This is a genomic window from Sulfurimonas sp. HSL3-7, from assembly GCF_039645985.1.
In the GTDB taxonomy this organism is placed as follows: domain Bacteria; phylum Campylobacterota; class Campylobacteria; order Campylobacterales; family Sulfurimonadaceae; genus Sulfonitrofixus; species Sulfonitrofixus jiaomeiensis.
In genome coordinates this window covers 2,099,607-2,119,133 of sequence record NZ_CP147919.1, presented here as the reverse complement: position 1 = coordinate 2,119,133, position 19,527 = coordinate 2,099,607, and the positions used below count along the sequence as shown (strand labels likewise).

At 46.9% G+C, this 19,527-nt stretch carries 16 protein-coding genes and 1 pseudogene; 7 read left to right on the top strand and 10 right to left on the bottom strand.

Annotation, left to right across the window (positions count from 1 at the left end):
- Positions 1–4 precede the first annotated feature (4 nt).
- Genes WCY20_RS10560 through pssA form a run of 7 tightly spaced genes read left to right on the top strand, consistent with a single transcriptional unit; the run spans position 5 to position 6,425 of the window.
- Entirely contained in the window at positions 5–916 is a 912-nt protein-coding gene (locus WCY20_RS10560; RefSeq protein ID WP_345974983.1) for a PDC sensor domain-containing protein, read from the top strand.
- On the top strand, positions 913–1,524 hold the full coding sequence (gene hisH / locus WCY20_RS10555) for an imidazole glycerol phosphate synthase subunit HisH (RefSeq protein WP_345974982.1): 612 nt from the start codon (positions 913–915) through the stop codon (positions 1,522–1,524). Before WCY20_RS10560 ends, hisH begins: the two co-directional genes overlap by 4 nt.
- 9 nt (positions 1,525–1,533) lie before the next feature.
- Entirely contained in the window at positions 1,534–2,244 is a 711-nt protein-coding gene (gene hisA / locus WCY20_RS10550; RefSeq protein WP_345974980.1) for a 1-(5-phosphoribosyl)-5-[(5-phosphoribosylamino)methylideneamino]imidazole-4-carboxamide isomerase, read from the top strand.
- The gene (locus WCY20_RS10545) at positions 2,245–3,078 is read left to right on the top strand and encodes a 50S ribosomal protein L11 methyltransferase (RefSeq protein ID WP_345974978.1); all 834 of its coding nucleotides are present in this window, start codon (positions 2,245–2,247) and stop codon (positions 3,076–3,078) included.
- A gap of 6 nt (positions 3,079–3,084) precedes the next feature.
- Positions 3,085–5,064, top strand: coding sequence for an ATP-dependent zinc metalloprotease FtsH (ftsH, locus tag WCY20_RS10540; RefSeq protein ID WP_345974976.1), 1,980 nt, complete (start codon positions 3,085–3,087; stop codon positions 5,062–5,064).
- Entirely contained in the window at positions 5,061–5,699 is a 639-nt protein-coding gene (locus WCY20_RS10535; RefSeq protein ID WP_345974974.1) for a phosphatidylserine decarboxylase, read from the top strand. Before ftsH ends, WCY20_RS10535 begins: the two co-directional genes overlap by 4 nt.
- A gap of 3 nt (positions 5,700–5,702) precedes the next feature.
- A complete protein-coding gene (pssA, locus tag WCY20_RS10530) occupies positions 5,703–6,425 on the top strand; it encodes a CDP-diacylglycerol--serine O-phosphatidyltransferase (protein WP_345974973.1) in 723 nt (240 codons plus the stop codon).
- A 387-nt stretch (positions 6,426–6,812) separates the two neighbouring features.
- Here pssA and WCY20_RS10525 read toward each other — a convergent pair.
- The 10 genes and pseudogenes from WCY20_RS10525 to WCY20_RS10480 form a co-directional block, all read right to left on the bottom strand.
- Positions 6,813–7,046: pseudogene (locus WCY20_RS10525) on the bottom strand (aminoacyl--tRNA ligase-related protein); the annotation flags it as partial.
- Between the two features lie 339 nt (positions 7,047–7,385).
- Entirely contained in the window at positions 7,386–7,649 is a 264-nt protein-coding gene (locus WCY20_RS10520) for a hypothetical protein (protein ID WP_345974972.1), read from the bottom strand.
- A gap of 63 nt (positions 7,650–7,712) precedes the next feature.
- Entirely contained in the window at positions 7,713–9,428 is a 1,716-nt protein-coding gene (locus tag WCY20_RS10515) for a hypothetical protein (RefSeq protein ID WP_345974970.1), read from the bottom strand.
- Positions 9,429–9,439: 11 nt separating this feature from the next.
- The gene (locus tag WCY20_RS10510; RefSeq protein ID WP_345974969.1) at positions 9,440–12,340 is read right to left on the bottom strand and encodes an FtsK/SpoIIIE domain-containing protein; all 2,901 of its coding nucleotides are present in this window, start codon (positions 12,338–12,340) and stop codon (positions 9,440–9,442) included.
- A gap of 43 nt (positions 12,341–12,383) precedes the next feature.
- Positions 12,384–12,647, bottom strand: a complete 264-nt coding sequence (locus tag WCY20_RS10505) for a hypothetical protein (RefSeq protein WP_345974967.1) — start codon at positions 12,645–12,647, stop codon at positions 12,384–12,386.
- 9 nt (positions 12,648–12,656) lie between these two features.
- Positions 12,657–12,941, bottom strand: a complete 285-nt coding sequence (locus WCY20_RS10500; RefSeq protein WP_345974965.1) for a hypothetical protein — start codon at positions 12,939–12,941, stop codon at positions 12,657–12,659.
- Between the two features lie 478 nt (positions 12,942–13,419).
- Positions 13,420–14,667 carry a serine--tRNA ligase gene (gene serS, locus WCY20_RS10495; protein WP_345974963.1) on the bottom strand — a complete coding sequence of 416 codons (1,248 nt, stop codon included), beginning with the start codon at positions 14,665–14,667 and terminating at the stop codon, positions 13,420–13,422.
- A gap of 83 nt (positions 14,668–14,750) precedes the next feature.
- Positions 14,751–16,319: a tetratricopeptide repeat protein gene (locus WCY20_RS10490; protein WP_345974961.1), complete on the bottom strand. Its 1,569-nt coding sequence runs from the start codon at positions 16,317–16,319 to the stop codon at positions 14,751–14,753.
- Positions 16,320–16,328: 9 nt separating this feature from the next.
- Positions 16,329–17,903: a tetratricopeptide repeat protein gene (locus tag WCY20_RS10485; RefSeq protein WP_345974959.1), complete on the bottom strand. Its 1,575-nt coding sequence runs from the start codon at positions 17,901–17,903 to the stop codon at positions 16,329–16,331.
- A 14-nt stretch (positions 17,904–17,917) separates the two neighbouring features.
- Entirely contained in the window at positions 17,918–19,519 is a 1,602-nt protein-coding gene (locus tag WCY20_RS10480; RefSeq protein ID WP_345974957.1) for a tetratricopeptide repeat protein, read from the bottom strand.
- Positions 19,520–19,527 lie beyond the last annotated feature (8 nt).

Below are 19,527 nucleotides of genomic sequence, written 5' to 3'. Positions count from 1 at the left end.
GGTTTTGCATACACGCGACATACAACACTACGCCGAAAGCCGTACGAAGGCGAGAGCCTATTTTTGTTACCTCTTCTCCAAGAACCTGCCGAACCGTCTCCCCTCCATCACAGTCGACGCCGTCATGGGGCGCATGCGTAAGATCAAGGGGGACCTCAAGGATTGCGAGGGGATCTATCTGCTCGATGCCCGCGGGGTGCAGCTTTCGCCGACCTACCTGGGCGATGAGAGTAAGAAAGACGATGATATCGGGCTGATCCGCTCGAACCGCGCCTATTACTACCGCGCGGTAAAAGAGAAGCGCTGTACGATCACGGACCCTTACCCCTCGCTGATCACGCAGGAACTGACCATCACCGCTTCGCAGCCGATCTTTGACGAGAAGGGCGAGATCCTGTATGTCGCCTGTCTGGATATGCCGCTTGACGCCGTACTCAAGATCGCCCACCCCATGCCGATGCGCTCATTCGCAGGGCGTTTTTTCCGTATCGGGTATGCGGCCTTTACCCTTGTCCTCGCCCTGGTGGCGCTGCTGCTCTTTCTCAAAGGGCTGGAGTATTTTTTCCTGGAGGGAACGGATTTTCAGAACATCGATGTCAAGAGCATCTTTAACGCCACAATCCTGTTGACTCTGGCGCTGGCCATCTTTGACCTGGTCAAGACCCTTTTCGAAGAGGAGGTCCTCGGCAGCGGCTTCGAAGAACACAATACCGCAGACCCCCACAAGACGATGGTACGGTTTTTGGGCTCCATCATCATCGCCCTCTCTATCGAGGCGCTGATGCTGGTCTTCAAGTTTGCGATGACGGAACCCGACAAGCTGATTACGGCGATGTACATTATCGGCGGCGTTTCGCTGCTGATGGTCTCGCTTGCTGTTTACATAAAATTTACTGGAAAGAGAATTGAATCATGATCGGAATCGTTGATTACAATATGGGAAACCTGGCCTCGGTCAAAAATGCTTTCAGAAAGCTCGGCCACGAGGCGAAAGTCGAGTCGGACCCCGACAAGTTTTACACCTATGACAAGCTGATCCTGCCGGGCGTCGGTGCCTATGGCGATGCGATGGAGCACCTGAAAGAGCGTGGCATGGACGAGGCGATCAAGCGCTTTGCCGCCTCGGGCGCCCCGATGCTAGGCATCTGTCTTGGCATGCAGCTGCTCTTCGAAACGAGCCAGGAGTTCGGCCACAACGAAGGGCTCGGACTTATCAAAGGGCATGTGCAGGCCTTTGACACGGCGCGTTTCGATCACCCCCTGAAGGTGCCGCACATGGGATGGAACCGCATGTTCACCAAAGAGCACCCTCTTTTTGAAGGGCTGGACGATGAGCACTACCTCTACTTCGTCCACTCCTATCATGCGGTGTGCGAAGATCCTGCCAACACCATAGGGCGCACGGAGTATGGCTACAGCTTTACGAGCGCCGTGGCGAACGGCAATGTGATGGGTATCCAGCCCCACCCCGAGAAGAGCCATAAAAACGGGCTTCAAATCTTACAAAATTTTATCAATCTATAGGAGCAATATATGACGCTATTTCCTGCGATCGACCTCAAAGACGGCAAGGCGGTCCGTCTCTCTAAAGGGGTGATGGAGAGTGCCAAGATTTATTCCGACGAACCGTGGGAACTGGTCAAGAGTTTTGAAAAGATGGGGGCCGAGTGGGTCCACCTGGTCGATCTGAACGGCGCCTTTGCCGGCGAGCCGGTTAACCTTGAGGAGATCAGAAAGATCCGCGCAAACTGCAACGTCAAGCTCGAACTCGGCGGCGGCATCCGCGACGAAGAGACGATCAAACGCTACCTCGATCTGGGCATCGACCGCGTGATTCTCGGCTCCATCGCCGTGAAAGACCCGCAGTTCGTCAGGGAGATGGCGGCAAAATACCCGGTGGTTGTCGGCATCGACGCGATCGACGGCTATGTGGCCGTCGAAGGGTGGGGCGAAGTGAGTGAAATGAAGGCGACCGAGCTGGCCAAAGCTTTCGCCGAGGCAGGCGTCGAAGCGATCATCTGTACCGATGTGGGGCGCGACGGGATGCTCAGCGGGGTTAATGTGGACTTCACCCTCTCCATCGCTCGAGCGTCGGGCGTGCCGACAATCGCCAGCGGCGGCCTGAAAGACAGGGCCGACATCGACGCCCTCCAGGCGACGGGCGAGATCGAGGGCGTTATTGTCGGCAAAGCCTACTACGAGGGAACCCTGGATCTGGAAAAAGCGTTAAAGGAAGTGCAGTAGATGCAAGAATATTATTACGAACTGACCATTACCCCTTCGGCCTATTTTGAACTTTTCGGGGATTTCCTCGCGGACACGCTGCCTGTCGGTTTTGAAGAGCGCGACGGCAGTTTCATCGTCCGCAGCGAAGATGATCTTGAGACGATGTCATGGGGCGTAGAACAGTTTAAAGAGGCCCTTGAACAGGCGCTCGGAGAGACGATCGGTCTCGATCTCGAGCTTAAAAAAGAGAAAAACAGTGACTGGGTCAAGAGTTACCAGGAGAGCATTACGCCGATTGAGATCGGACCCTTCTATATCCATCCGACCTGGGACCAGCCCAAAGAGGGGATGTACAACATCATGATCGATCCGGCCCTAGCTTTCGGTACGGGTCACCACCCGACGACGGCGGCCTGTCTCGAAGCGATCGCCTCCGAGGTCAAAGAAGACGACGAGGTTGCGGACATCGGCTGCGGCAGCGGGATATTGGGTATTGCGGCAGCAAAACTCGGCGCGGAGGTCGATGCATGCGACACTGATCCCGTTTCGGTAGCAAACACGCTTGAGAATGCCGAGGTCAACGGGGTGGCTTTCCGGGAGATCTGGGAAGGCTCGGCAGCCGGCACGCAGAGAAAGTATGACGTGGTCATCGCCAATATTGTCGCCGACGTACTGGTCTTCATTGCCGGTGACCTGAAACGTTTGCTTAAAGATGAGGGTACCTTGGTACTTTCAGGGATCTTAGACAAATATGAAGATAAAGTATTACAAGCATATGCTGACTGCACAATTGTAAAGCGTATTCAGCGTGAAGAGTGGGTGACACTCGTTGTATCTAACAAAGGAAAGTAAAAAAGTATGAACAAAGACGATAACCAAAATCCAAAAAATGATAATTTTTTCAATAAAAACCCGCTGATTACCTTCGCTATCTTCTCGGTAGTGGTAATCCTGATCTTCAAGGCACTTATCGGCGAGGGCGGCGGCAGTATCGGCCAGCAGTTCGGCCAGGGGGCGGTCACGCACAAAGAGGTGAGTTATGCCGAGCTTAAAGAGCTCATCAAGAACAAGCAGGTCACCAAGGTCGATATCGGTCAAACGCATATCAGGGCGAAGGGGGAGAATACGATCTATACGACCCGTATGGTCGCCAATGACGACACCCTTGTGCCGCTGCTTGACCAGGAGAAGATCGACTACAGTGGTTTCTCGGAGAGCAACTGGTTTACCGACATGTTCGGCTGGCTCTTCCCTTTCCTGATCATCATCGCCATCTGGATGTTTTTTGCCGGGCGTATGCAAAAGGGGATGGGCGGCGGTGTCCTGGGGATGGGCAGCTCCAAAAAACTGGTCAACTCGGAGAAGCCGAAGACGAAGTTTGCTGATGTTGCCGGTGCCGAAGAGGCCAAAGAGGAGGTCCACGAGATCGTCGACTTTCTGAAATATCCGGGCCGTTATGTCGAGCTCGGGGCGAAGATTCCGAAAGGTGTCCTGCTGGTAGGCAGCCCGGGTACGGGTAAGACACTTCTGGCCAAAGCGGTCGCCGGCGAAGCCGACGTCCCTTTTTTCTCGGTCTCGGGTTCAAGCTTTATCGAGATGTTCGTCGGTGTGGGTGCTGCGCGTGTCCGTGACCTTTTTGAGCAGGCGAAAAAAGACGCCCCTTCGATTATCTTTATCGACGAGATCGATGCGATCGGTAAAAGCCGTGCGGCAGGCGGTATGATGGGCGGCAACGATGAGCGTGAACAGACGCTTAACCAGCTGCTGGCCGAGATGGACGGCTTCGGTACCGATACGCCGATCATCATCCTGGCGGCGACCAACCGTCCCGAAGTGCTAGACCCGGCCCTGCTGCGTCCGGGCCGTTTTGACCGACAGGTCCTGGTCGACAAGCCGGACTTCGAAGGGCGCATCGCGATCCTGAAGGTGCATGTCAAAAATGTAAGAATGGATGACGACGTCGATATCGAAGAGATCGCCCGTCTTACGGCCGGACTGGCCGGTGCGGACCTCGCCAACATCGTCAATGAAGCGGCCCTTCTGGCGGGACGCAAGAACCAGAAGACGGTCCGACAGGATGATTTGCGCGAAGCGGTCGAACGCGCTATCGCGGGACTGAGCAAAAAGAACCGTCGCATCAATAAAAAAGAGCAGCGCATTGTCGCCTACCATGAGTGCGGGCATGCACTGCTTGCCGAGACGACCAAAGGGGCGAAGAAAGTCTCCAAAGTCTCCATCGTTCCGCGCGGTCTGGCCGCACTCGGCTACACCCTGAACACGCCGGAAGAGAACAAATACCTGGCACAGAAATATGAACTGCTTGCCGAAGTGGATGTCCTTCTCGGGGGCCGTGGGGCAGAACAGGTTTTCATCGGTGAGATCTCGACGGGTGCGAGCAATGACCTCGAACGTGCGACCGATATCATTAAATCGATGGTCCAGGTCTACGGCATGAGCGATATTGCCGGCCTTATGGTGCTGGAGAAACAGCGTCAGTCCTTCCTCGGCGGCGGCATGGGGCAGGCCCGTGAATACTCCGACAAGATGGCCGAAGAGATGGACCAGTACATCAAAGTGACGCTCGAAGAGCGTTATAACGCTGTCGTTTCACGCCTGGAAGAGTACCGCGGTGCCATCGAGAAGATGGTCGAAGAGCTGTACAAGACAGAGAATATAACAGGTGCTGTGGTGCGTGACATTATCATCAACTTTGAAAAAGAGAACGGGATCGAATCGAAGGTCGAGGAGCATGTGAGTGCCGAAGACGAACGTGAATTCTCAGAAGATATGTCCCAGGACCAAAAAAACATGGATGAAAAAGAAGAACCAAGATCATGAACTATAATGATACGTTTATCATCGCGAAGGACGGTTTCAAGTGTATTGCGGCCTCTGCTGCGTTGATGCTTTTTTTCATGGCGATAGACGCCGATCTTTTCAGCTTTTTGAGCGGTGTTCTGCTTCTGGTTACGATCTGGACCTTTCGCAATCCCGAGCGTACGATTCCCCATTTTCAGCAAGACAGCATTGTCAGTGTTGCTGACGGCGTGATCAGAAGTATCGAGACGATAGAAGATGCGAAGGGGGAGAGTTCGTACAAGATCGTCATCAAGAGCGGCTTTTTGGATGCATCGGTCCTGCGTGTGCCGTTTTCGTGCGAGGTCTCCGAAGCCGAGCTTCTCTATGGTGCGCGCCTTAATTCGCTGACGCCGCTTTCGGACAGCCTGAACGAACAGTGCCGTATTGTTTTCGGCAGGGGGAAGAAACAGGTACGTGTCATGCATAAGCTGCAGATCAGCTCGGTCGGCATCAAAAACCACCTGAGCGAAAAAAGCCGGGCTGTCCAGGGCGCGCGTTACGGCCTGATGGTCAACGGCAAGACGACGCTGATCCTGCCGGTGAATTCGCGTGTGGCTGTCAAAGTCGGTGCAAAAGTGCGCGCGGGCGAGACGCTGATAGGGTTCTTCTCGTAAGCCATGAAAAAACAACCGACGCAACTCGCCTATCTGCTGCCAAATTTCTTTACCGCTTCGAGTATCTTTGCCGGTATCTACAGCATGATCTCGGCCATCGAAGGGAATTTCGCCCTGGCGGCGTGGATGGTACTGCTTTCGCTAATCTTTGACGGGCTAGACGGGCGTGTGGCGCGCCTGACCAACACCTGCAGCCGGTTCGGCGTAGAATTCGACTCTCTGGCCGACATCGTCGCCTTCGGCGCCGCGCCGGCAATACTGCTCTACCTCTATGTCGGGCATGACTTCGGCCGTTTCGGTATCATGGCCAGTGCGCTCTTCGTTATCTTCGGGGGGATCCGCCTGGCCCGTTTTAATGTGATGACGGGTGAGAACGAACCCTCGGTCTTTATCGGTGTGCCTATCCCTACGGCAGCCGTCTTTATCTCGATACTGGTGCTTTTGTTCGAGAAGTACAGCTTCTTGGCAGAGTACAAAGTCGTTATCCTGCTGATCGCGCTGCTGGTCGCCGTGCTGATGGTAAGCAACATACGTTACCCGAGTTTCAAAAAAGTGGATATGGGTAAAAAACATATACGGCGGGTCTTCGTCGTCATCGTTGCCGTAGCCATGATTTTCTTTATCTACCCGGTAGAAGGGTTCGCGACCTTCTTCACCCTCTATATCCTCTACGGACCGCTGCGCTCTGTCGTGACCCTCTCCAAACGTTCAAGACTTCTAAAATAACGCTTCAGGGCAGCGGTCTGCGCTCTCCGGCCGTCTCTTCACCGTTATAACCAGGGTTTTTAGAGGTGCCCTAAAGGGTTCGGATTCTACGGCACTGCGAAATATCTCTATGCAAAAGAAAGAGAGGACGGTGTGAACATGATCGATTTCAGTGAAGGGATCGCTCTGCTTGGCATCTACTACCGTTTTCGTTTTTAAAAACACGGCTGCTGTGCTGATCAGAGATGAAATGCTTCAGTAAAGATGCCGGAGGCAGTCCGGACAGGAGGGCGGGCAGTGCTTTTTGCGCTGCCCCTATTTGAGGTAGGGTTGAAGCGCAGCCGGAATCGTGATCGTGCCGTCTTCGTTTTCGGAGAAACGAGGCGTTCAAACAAGTTTGAACCCGCGTTACAGATACTTCTGCAGGGCAGAAGGTATACTAATACTCCCATCTTCGTTTTGAAAGTTCTCCATGATTGCGACAAGGGTACGGCCGACCGCCAGAGAGGAGCCGTTGAGGGTGTGGACAAGCACGTTTTTCTTGTCGATCTTCGTGCGGATCTTCGCGCGGCGCGCCTGGAAATCGCGGGTGTTGGAGACGGAAGAGATCTCGCGGTAGGTGTTCTGCCCCGGCAGCCACACGGTTTATGCCATTCATATATAAAGTAGATGACAACACAATGGTTTATAAAGGTTTGTCTAAGTTGTTGTATTGTTTGGTTATGGGTCTAGGCAGCTAATAGGCAACACAACCATTGAATGTTTCTTTAGAACACTTAAAGATGATGAAACCTACATTATGACAAGCATTGCTATGGGTTCCAAAACTCCTAAAGCTTTATGGGACTTTGTAATTTTGACTTTTTGAACACTTTGTGGGACACGAAGAATAGTTGCGATGACTTGTATTTTGAAAACTAGAGGTAATGGCACATAAACCAACTGAGCCAGTATTTAGAAACGTGCCTAATATTTTAGTATTTATTTGAATGTAAAATCTACAGTATTAAAAGCTGCATTTAGCAACGCAAAGATAAAGACTCCAAATGATATGAAAAATTTATTTCCAATTGCAGAAACACCATTTTTTTTAAAATTGTAGATTGCATATGTTATAGATAAAACAATAAGAGAGAATAAAACCCAATTTGCTTTTTGTTTTTTCTCTAAATCTGTATTTAGATCAAACAATATATCGACTATCCATAATAAAAATGAATGAATATAATCACTCATAAAATCCATAAAAATCCTTGAGATTTTTGTGCCCTAGGACTGATTACCTTTAGGTTAAGTTGTCTTGGAAGACTATGATTGTTTAATCTTTTCAATAATCTCCTCATGTCTATCATATTTATACAAATAAATATCTCGTGTTCTATGATTCGTTACAGTTTTCGATGTATATTTATAATAGCCAGCTTCATTTTTAGTGTATACACCACTGATTGTTTTCGTCAGTTTTCCTTGTTGATCATAATATTTTTCTACAGTGCCGTCAACATTTGTTTTATCGGTCGTTCTTTGCCCATCACTCGTTAAATAATACTCTGTTTTAAGCGTTCCATTTTCATGATAAGTTTTTCTCTCAAAAGGGAAACTGGTTCTTTCGAAATTTTTATAAATTTTACGTATTTGACCATTTTTAAAATAATATGTACCAGTGTATGTAGATTCGTCCCATTGATATTCTAATTCCCCCGTTTCATAGTAGGATTTGCTATACACTGCATGATATGCATATTTTTTACGGTCATACTTTGTCTCACTTTCAAGTCTGCCGTTCTCATAGTATCTCTTCTCTGCAGATTCAAGTGTTTCTGGTGGCTTAAACCATTTTTTATACCAAACCTTTCCATTAGACCAGTAGTGTATCTCTTGAATCTTTTCACGGTTTTTATTATAAATATATTGACCCGTTTTTCTTTTCCTCTTTAATCGTGAAACTTCTTTACCATTTTTATAATGAATATCGGCAACTATTCTATACTGTGTTTTTATAGTATTTCCCGCTTTGTCTTTTGTGTTTTCTTCTTTATTAGCGACATGTTCTATTGCGGTTCCATCAATAGTTATTCGACGTCCATCTTTATATTCTCCATGCGTTTCTGTAGCACCATTTTTGCCATATATCTCAAACGGTCCATCTTTTTTATCAGCCTTGTATGTATATTTTCCAATAAGGTTAAAGTCTTCATCATAAACTTTTTGAACACCTTCCCGTTTACCGTCTTTGACCATAGTATATTTATAATCAAATCGATCATACTCTGCACAATAACCTTCTGCTTTTCCATTTTTAACATTGGCAACACCAAGAAATATAGGGTTGGATTGATATCTCAGTACTGTATAAAGGCCATCCTGCCGTTGGGTTGATGCTAATTTATCTCCAGTCATCCAGTCACGAGTACTATTCCCGTTTATATAACCTACAGTATTTTGTTCGTAAAAATCTCTATCATACTTTTTTGGATTACTATTGATATCTATTGCCATTTTTTCAATACGTGCTTCTTCTTCTTTACGTAACTTCTCCTGACGAGCTGCTTCTTCTTTACGTAACTTCTCCTGATGAGCAGCTTCTTCGGCCTTCTGTTGCGCGGAAATTTGGTAAGCGAAATATCCACCAGCAACCACTGCCAATACTGTAATTGAAATTACAATTTTTCTAATTGCATTTTTTTTGTTTTGCAAAACACGTTCGATCTTGTAAATTTCAGTGTTAAGATCATCGTCAATTTTTTTTCTACCAAGTTGTAACTTGTCTTGAAGTGCTTGAAGTTTTGCAGAAAACTCTTCTTCCTCTTTTGAGACTAAAGCTTTATGCTCATTTCGACTGTTTTGTATGTTGTTCTCTATCTCTTGTTTTTTTTCTTCAAGATGATTTAGGATGTTTTCTCTTCCCTGCAGGAGTTCTTCTTCCAAGTGTTTTTGTTTTTCTTGAAAACTTCTATTTTGTTCGTGAAGCTGATTTGAGTTTTCTTTGATAGTAGTAATTAATGTTTTATATTCAGTATACATGTAAGTGGCTCCTAGTCAAAAAGACTGTCATACGTGTCATCAGTCTTCTCTTTCGTGTCAATTTCAACGGCATTGAAAAATTTCGGATAATCTTCTTTATCATTATTGTGGGCACAATTGTCATAAAGCGCTTTGACTTTTGCAAATGGATAGACTTTAAATTCATCGACATCAAATTTATTCTGATTACCTTTGATAATCCCAATATGCGGCGATCGGACTTTATCCAGGAAAAGACCCTGGTCTTCAAAAAGTTTTTGACTGTCTTCGCCACGTAGAATAATCTGTGCAGATTCAAACTCTCGAAAGAATGAACTTTCAACCATCTCTTTGAGACGATTATATCGGTCTGAATGAAGAATAACATGGATATTTCTGGCTGCACCATCTTTGACTAATCTATGTAACTTTTGAATATATGTCGAACTGTTATAGCCATCCGACCTGAACGAACGTGCATTGTGCACAGCAACTATCGTAAGTATGATTGTAGGATATTTCGTCTGTTTGTTCAGTTCGCGTTTATCAAGTTCATCATTGAGATTGTCAATCACGTTTTCTGCTTCATCCAGGTCATGTCCAATATATGATTTTACAGGCAGACCAGTAACAAAGTCCAGTTCTTCTTTATACTCATCATCTTCGCCAAGAAGATTGATGGTATAGAATTCACTTGCTTTATCCATAGTAAGGGATAGTGAATATAATATAGAAGAAATTAGACTGAATACTGTTTCTTTTGGATCACCGACAATTAAAACATTGGCCGGAATATCACGTTTGATTCTAAAAAAGACATGTTGATCACTGATGAAGTTTGGTTCGCCAATATAGGCATCAGAGAAGCGTCCAACTTTATGTTCTTTTTGGAAATAAGTGTTGTTGGTTATATCTGCATCCAGGTTTGTGTCAAATACTCTTTGCGTATCAAGCGGTATTCCACGCTCTAGAGCGATATCTTTAAGCATTAGCACATGTTTATTAATTGAATCATTATCGATATAAGCTACGCCAAACTTGACATTGGCCTCCTCTTTTCCATTGTCACGGTTGTATATTGCCTCACCACGTTCTAAATATTTTGCCGCATTATTGTCACTTGAGAAGAGTCTTTGCGATTCACTTTCATCCATACGCATACCGATTCGAACCTGAATTTGCCCCATTATTTTTCCTAAATCCAAGCCGAATAATGATTGTGTAGATAAAATCAAATGTACCCCAAATGAACGTCCACGTTTAACAATGTCTTCGAAAATATCTAACGCTTCTGAAGCAATTTTATCCATACCTGATACAAGTACCTGAAATTCATCAAATATGATCACTAGTCTATGCAGTGTTTTTCCGCTTCGTTCACGATACTCTTTAATATTATTTGAACCTGTCTCTGATTTGAAAAGTTCACCACGTCTGTTTATCTCCGCTTGAACACCTTTTAAAATATTTAACCCAAATAGTCGTTCACTTGAAAGTGATAGAACAGACATATGCGGAAGATTTTTATAAACAGAAAATTCTGTACCTTCTTTGTAATCTAATAAATAAAGTTGTAGTTCTTCGGGTGAATAGTTATGCGCAAGCGTATTGATCAGTGTATGTAATAATACAGTTTTACCACTACCGGTAGCACCTGCAATAAGTGCATGATGTTCGCTTTCACCAAGAATCAGACTTTTAACACCCTTGGCACCTGCACGACCAAGAGGTGCTTCAATTCGATCAATCGTGGTTTTTTCCCAAAGAGTATTTTCTACGATAGAGTCGAATGAAATGATTTTCTTCTCTACTTTCCTGTGCTTACTGTTAATTGAAGTAACCAGTGACTGCATTACTTCTGAAGGGAATGTTTCAATTGCCCGTGTACTATTCTCCACTAATAAACATTCTATTTCGCTCAAGTAAGGCAGTATGCCATCATCGATTTTTGGATTGTCGAACTTATATGATGGAGAAATTGAAAGTATTGTTTGAATACCGACTGTAGGCCCCTGAGAAACTATCATTTCAAGATGCTCTAAACTGGTATCATCAAACTTGTCTGGAAAGTTTGTTACACATAGGATTCTATATGGTTCAACGACTTCTTGAGCATCCTCATTATATTCCTTAAGTGATGAATACTTTGCTCCTAGGTATTTTTGTGTTAATTGGCCAATAGCATCCGAAAGTTCTTCCATGGCAGACATTACAGATCTTTTGCTATGCAAGATGCCTGAGCCCACAATCTTCTCATCCAATTCAACTAGGTTAATGAGATTTCCACCAGCTTTTTGCATATCAATACCGATAAATTTATACTCACCAACCGGTAATGAAGTGATAGTTTTCATTATGATAGTCTGTATAAGATCATGATTCTCATCTGTGGCATCAAATTTAAGGGATGTCTCTCCAAGAAAAGGTACAACCGCAGGTATTTCAAAAGATGCATTTGGCGATAGAGTAAGTTTGTCATAACCTATTGAAACAGAATCTGGAAAAACTTTTAGCAATTCATGGTTAGATTGATGTTTTGCAATATATTGCTCATATTTTTCCAAATATGTAGAATTGGCTTTTTGTAACGCAGGTATATCATTGTTGATAAACTTTTCTATTTCTTGCTCTATACTGGTGATGAGGGAGGATGTGTCGTCTTCATATTTTTTTTGTTCAATGTCTTTTTTCTTTTCACATTGAATATTGGTTTTCTCTAGTTCTTGAGTATATGTATTTAATGTCAGCTCAATTTCATTTGAAAAGTTTTTTTCTTTATCTTCTTCTATTTTGTTTAGCTGCAGAATGGTGTCTGCATGGCTTTTTTCAAGTTTTGATTTTTCGTTGTTTATTTGCTCTTCTAGTGTAGTAATCTCAGAGTTTGCCTGTTCTTTTAAATTTGAAATCTCTTTATCTGCTTGTTCTTTTGTCATCGTTTTTCCACTGTTGTTCTATATTCGAATATTATTTGTTTAGTTAGGCATTTGAGTAGTTTTGAGATTTTTTCATAGTCTCTTCTATATGCATCAGTCGTTTTCTATGAAAACCTATAACCCTTTCAAGCTCTGCAATAATTTTTGCCAGTACATCTCTTGCTTTATCGCCTTTCTCATCTTTCCAATCAATGTTATCGAGCATCTCTTTATTCTTTTCGTAAGCAAATTGAAGTTTTTTTATATCTTCTTCTTGCTCGCGTATAATTTGTAAGACTTGTTGATGGTTGATTTCTATTTTACTCATTGAAGTACCTTAGTTGGAGTTTGCATAATCTAGGATTTGCTTGGCGTGGTCTGAATGTTGTTTTGTATGTTTATGTAATGCATTCATCTTTTTTACAGTCTCTTCATACTCTTGTATTATTTTCAGAAGTTTATGTTGTTCATTGACCCCTTCTTGACTGGTCCAATGTTTCTTTAGTCCATTCACTTGTTGCTTCATTCGATCAACAATGATCAACGTTTGTTTAGTAGTTGCATCTATATGTTGCATATAGTTATCTGCATGTTCTATATCTATGTCTACTTGTTTACTCATTGAAGTCCCTCATTCGTTATTAAGTTTTTTTATTATCTTTAAAACATATTCAATAAATATTGAAATATAAATAATTAAAAGTTATAAAAAAATATTGCTACTACTTGTAACATCTACTATTTTTTTGAATTTTTACTTTTGCTTGAACAAGTTTATATTACTGTTGTCAACGGCGGAGTTAAATTCCGCGTTGACAAAGCTTATTGAATCATTGTCTGTTACTGTTATTAGGTATATCAGAAAGAAGTTTGCTGGAATGAAGTCGATGTCAAATGATATGACTGTTTAATCTATGATTGATAGATATTCACATAGGTTGAAATATTCTCCAGACGATTATTATTTAAGTTTAGTTGAAACATCAAAAAAAGCTTGAATGATGAATATAAAAAAGAATGTATTAAGTTTTTTTGAGGATTGATTGAGGTAGTTAACAGGCAGCAAAATCTGCCTATTTTAATGTATTTTATAAAATTTTTTAGCGTAGGTAAGACTTTAATACCTCAGGGATGGTAACAGTGCCATCTTCGTTTTGAAAGTTCTCCATAATCGCTACCAGGGTACGCCCGACTGCCAGAGAGGAGCCGTTAAGAGTATGGACAAGGACGTTTTTGTTGTCTATCTTTGCGCGGATCTTTGCACGGCGTGCCTGGAAGTCGCGGGTGTTGGAGACCGATGAGATCTCGCGGTAGGTATTCTGCCCCGGCAGCCACACTTCGAGGTCCACGGTTTTGGCCGCACCGAACCCGAGATCGCCGATACAGAGCGTGACAAGACGGTGCGGGAGTTCGAGCGCGGTCAGAAGGTCGGATGCACAGCTGACCATCTCTTCGAACATGGCGTCGCTCTCGTTCGGGCCGGTTATAGAGACAAGCTCGACCTTGTGGAACTGGTGCTGGCGGATGATGCCGCGGGTGTCGCGTCCTGCCGCACCGGCCTCTTTTCTGAAACAGGAGGTGTAGCCGCTCATCTTGATCGGCAGTTCGCTTTCGGGGATGATCTCGTCCTGAAACAGGTTGGTCAACGGCACTTCCGCTGTCGGGATCAGGTAGAGATCGTCATTTTCGACCTTGTAGAGATCCTCTTCGAACTTCGGAAGCTGTCCTGTTCCCTCAAGGGCGCGCCGGTTGACAAGCTGGGGTACAGAGACCTCGTTAAAGCCGCGTTCGCGGTTGAAGTCGAGCATGAAGTTGATCAGTGCGCGTTCGACTCTTGCACCCATGCCGGATATGACGGAGAAACGGCTTTGTGCCAGTTTGACGCCGCGTTCAAAATCGATCCAGCCTGTCGTCTCGGCCAGTTCCCAGTGCTCTTTCGGCGTGAAGGTGAACTGACGGGGGGTCAGTACCTTTCTGATCTCGACGTTATCCTCTTCATCTTCGCCGTCGGGCACATCATTGTCAGGCATGTTCGGCAGGACCATGACCATGGCTGTCAGCGACTCTTCGGCTTCACGCTGTCGGTTCTGCATCTCAGTGACGACGATCTTGTTCGCATCGACTTTGGCCTTGAGCTCGGTGATGTCTCTGCCCTCGCGTTTGTAGGTGCCGAAAAGCTTGCTCATCGCATTCTGCTCTGCCTGAGCGTTCTCAAAGGCCGCTTTCGCTGTTTTCAGCGCTTCGTTTTTCTCTTTGACGGATTCGATTGTCTCCGGGCTGACACCCTTGCGCTGGAGCCGGCTGCTGACAAGGTCAAAATCTTTTTGAAGGAGTTTAAGGTCGATCATTACTATTCCTTGGGGAATTAAATTGGCGAATTATAGCTAATTCAGGGTAATTATAAAGAATGGGCAGTGGGGCAGGAACAGTGCTACTGCTCTTGCGTGGCGGCGCAGGATTTTAGATAGACAAATTGGTAGATATCTCGTGGCTCGTCATCATCTGCACTGCGGAGTAACGCCGTTTTGCCGGTCGAGCGTACCGAGATGTCGACACGCTGCCCTCCTTTGATACCTTTCGCCTGCAGCAGGTAGTAGGATTCGCCGTCATCACCGTAGATAATGAAGGTGTTTCTGCCCAGAGATGCGGAAGCCGTTCCCGTGATATGGAACTTTTTGTTGCCCGTCTTGATAAGTAAAGCTGTCGGCACTTCGCCGCACTCCTTGACCATGGCCGCCATCTGCTCGGCCCTGCGTTTTTCCGCCTCTTCGGCGATGCGCTGCTGTTCTTGGATTTGGAGCTGTTTGACCCGTTTGGCATCATCGAGGGCTTCTTTTTTTCCCAGGACGTAGGCTTTGTCGTAGAAAGTATAGGCCTGAGCGTAATCCCTCTCGCATCCGCGCGCGTTTTCCAGCATCTCGGCCCGCAGGTAGAAGGCGTCGGCACTTTCCGATTGTGAAAGAGAGGCCATCGCACGATCGTAAAGTTTCAGATTGTAGAAATAGTTTCCGAGAAAATCGGAAGCGGGCTGATAACCGCTGTGTGCAGCCTGCTGCAAAAAGCTGATGGCATCGGCCGTTCTATTCTCTTCCATCAAGAACGTTCCGTAGTCGTACTGGGCTTCGGGATAGCCGCTTTGCGCCGATTTATTCAGCCAGTTGAGGGCCTTCTCTTTTTCCTGGCCCTTTAGGCGCTGATAAAGCTTGTACTGTGCCCGGGCATCACCGCTCCGCGCCGCATTGTCGTACCATCGTCTTGCCTTCTCCTGCTCGCCTTGCGTTTCATAGAGGCGGGCCAGGTTGTATTGTGACGCGGTGACATTGTTTTCAACGGCTTTACGATGCCAGTAGAGCGCCTGGCTGACATTATTTTCTTCGTAGAGGAGTGCCGTAGAACGTGCGGACTGCGCGTTGCCCATATCGGCAGCTTTTTCAAAGAGTTCGAGGGCTTTGCTCTTTTCGCCCTGGTCGAGATAGTATGTCCCTTTTTCTGCCAGCTTTTCACTCTCTCTATACTGATACGCAAGGTAACGGGGGTCCTTGTCGAAACGGGGGGATTTGCTTTTCATATAGACGTAATAGGATTCGATAAAGCTGTTCCCCGGGAAAGAGACGCTGGTGGTAAACGCATCGATATCGTCTTCTCTGACGGCAGCGAGTGTCGCTTTCTTGACCGTTTCCATCAGCAATTCGTACTCGAGTTTCAGCTTAAGGCGCTGGCGTGCATACTCGGTCTCTTTGATGGCCCGGTCGGATTTTCTGAGTTTTTCTGTATCGAGTTCGGTGGCGATGTCGTTGCTCTTCTCTAGACGTTTTAAAAAGGTGTCACATCCCTGTTCGACCTCCGTGCCGAGTTTGCCCTCGCCGCTGAGAAGTGCATGGCACTGCTGCTGCGCGTCGGCATAGGAACTCAATTGAGGCGACAGAGGGATACCGGGTGATGGTGTACATCCCGAGAGGACAAGAAGTAGGAGAAAGAGAGGTAATGAATAAAACCGCATAGCAAACCTTTAGTTTAAGTTACAATTTTTGAGATAATACGTTCGATAGACGCGCTGCAAAGCACCGCTGTCGTCGCTGATCTCGACAGAATTCCCTGTCGCTTTGACGAGGAGATCGACTTTCTGATAGGCCTTGAGCCCGTCATCTATCTTGGGATCAATGATATAGTAGAGCCGCTCATGGTCACCATAGACAGTGAGCCCGCCACTTTTTCTCTGCGCACCGGCGGACACCCCCACGATGCGAACGGTTTTGTCGCGGATCTTGATATTTTTGTTGTCGACAGGATCACCGCATGTCCGGCGGGCCTCTTTTTGCGCTTTGGCTTCTTTTTGGACGATACCTTTTGCAGCCTGGCGTTCCTGTCTGGTGATCTTCTTCTGTACGCGCTGCATATCAGCTATGCAGTTGTTTTGTCCGAATTCATGGGCTTTTTTATAATGTCGGTAGGCGAGAACGTGGTTCTGCTCTATTTCGAGACCCTCTTCGTACATCCGTGCCAGCATAACGTTGGCTTCGCCTCTGTTTTGCGTCTCCATCAGCATCGGGTATGCTTTTTGATAGGCCTTTTCTTGGAAATAGAGTCTCCCGAGGAAAAATCGGGTATCGGTGACGCCGTTGTTCTCGGCTTTCTCAAGCCAGCGGATCGCTTCTTGCTTTTTTTTCTGTTTCAAGAGTTGAAGACCGTAGATATATTGGGCCTGGGGGTAGTTGTTTTTTGCAGAGCGCTCCAGCCACATCTGTGCTTCTTCCCGCGCTTTGATGCTTTTGGATTTGGCATCCATTTTAAAAAGGCGGTACTGGGCGAGAGCATCACCCCCCTCTGCTGCGCTGAGATACCACTGCTTGGCTTTATGGGGCATCTTGATACGGAGATGGAGCCGGGCGAGGTTGAGTTTGGAACGTTCAATACCGTGCGCAAGGGCCTCTTTATGCCACTCAATGGCTTTGTCGACATGTTTGGCCTCGTAGATGATGCCGATAAGATATTTGGCTTCGGCGCTGTTCGCATCCGAGGCCGTTTGAAAGGCGTTCAGCGCGGCATGCTTGTCACCCCTGTTCAAGGCGGCGAGCCCCTTTTCGATGTGTTGGGAAGCATAGGCCTCTTCAAAGGCTCTGTATTGGGGGTAAATATCGAAGCGGGGTGCGTGCCGCTTCAGATAACGGTACATCTCCAATGTGAAAGGGTTTTTCTCGAACAGCAGACAAAATTCTGCACTGTTGAGATCGTCGTTCTGAATGATCGTTCTTATCTTTGCCTGGCAGCTGCCGGCTAAAACGGCCTTGTCGTTTTGAAGCTTTTCCTGACGTGCCGACGCTTCTGCGGCCAGTGCGGTGTAGGCGCTTTCCGCTTTTTCATCCTCGTTCAGGTTTTCCATCTTCTGCAGAAGAGTGTTTTGCGCTTCGAGGTCGTTCAGAAAGAGAGCACACTCCTGTTCCAACGCCTTGGGCGGGTTTTTTGTACAGCCGTTTTGGAGGCTTTTGTACGGTGAAAGTTTGGCATGCATCGCAGCTTTCGGCGTCGCCAGACAACCTGTCAGCAAAAGCATTGTTGAAAATGTCAGGATAAAAATATAGGGCATGATCGATCTCTCTTTCAGGGTTGGCAGTGCTGTTGAAAATAAAACTGATAGACGTCGCGTGTCCCGCGGTTGTCGCTGCTGACCGTGATCGCGTTTCCGGTGGAGATGGCGGTGATGTCGGCATGTTGGAACGGTTTTAGACCGGCTTGGCGGTCGGTATCGATCACATAGAACTGCCTGCCGTCGTCTGTATGGAGTAAAAAGCCGTTAACGTCCTCCAGAGGCAGTGAGACCAGGCCGTTAAGATAGACCTTGGTATCTTTTGTTCTGGCGATGCGCTTGATCGCTCTTTCACCGCAGCGTTCGGCAAGCTCTTTTTTGTAAAGCCGTTTTTTGCGTTTGGCCGCCTCGTAATACGCCTGCTCACGCTGCGTTTTCAGTTTGTCGACACGGGCCATCTCTTTTCCTGTATCGCCATAGCCCAGCCGAGCTGCCTCTTTGTAGCATTGGTAGGCACTGTAATAGTCAGGTTCAACACCGAGCCCGCGTTCAAACATCACACCGAGCCGGTATTTTGCTGTGGCACTCTTGGCGGCATCCAGAAGAGGGTAGGCTTTTTCGTACTCTTTATCCTCGAAGTAGAGCCCGCCGAGCGGTCCGTTCGCAGCGGTTATGCCGTGGTCTTTTGCTCTGAGCAGCCATGTTTTGGCTTCTTCTGGCTTATTGTTCTGCTCGAGACGCTCCGCATAGGCGTACTCTGCCGGCGGGAAACCGTTCTCTGCAGAATGTTGCAGCCATTTGTCGGCGATCTCTTCCGTCTTCTGCGAGGTTGACGTTATGTACTGCTGATAAAGCAGGAACTGCGCATAGGCATCACCGTCTTCCGCAGCCGCCAGATACCATTTAAGCGACTCTTTGGGCTCCATCTTTCGTTTGTAGAGACGGGCGAGGTGGAGGCGGGCCTCTTTGATGCCGTGTGCTTGCGCTTTTGTGTGCCACTCAATGGCTTTGTCGACATGTTTGGCCTCGTAAATGATTCCGGCAAGGTATTCGGCCTGAGCGCTGTGCAGGACAGCCGCTTCTTTGAAGTTTTTAAGCGCGCGGTGCTTCTCGCCCTGACTTAAAAACAGCAGCCCCTCCTCTAACAGCTCTTTGGCATACTGCTTCTCGAAGGCAAGGTATCGTGGATCGGTATCAAACTGGGGAGCATATCGCTTATAATAGTGATAGTGCTGTTTCGTAAACTCAGTCTCGCTAAAGGTCAACGTCAGTTCAACGTCGGAAAGTTCATCATTGGCAATTGCCGTTGCAGAGACACGGTTAAGCGTGTCTATAAGCTTTTGGTACGCAAGGCTGCTTTTCAGATGCTGGCGGTGGCTCTCGGTCTGTAAAAGGATGTACTCCGGTTTGGGTTTGGCGTTGGGGTCTGGATTGTCATCGTTGAAGTGCGCTATCTTGTAGTCGAGCGCATTGGCTTTCTCCAGACGGTTCAGAAAAAGATGGCACTCGTTTTCGAGGGCATCGGCAACAGCGATCTCCGTGCGCAGCCCTTCACATCTTTCCTGGGCTTCTGCGTATTGACTCAGTTCGGCAGAGAGCGGTACATCTGGAGCGGGGGTACAGGCGGTAAATACAAAAGAGATAAAAAGGGAGGTTAAAAACAGATATAGAGACATTGCGTACC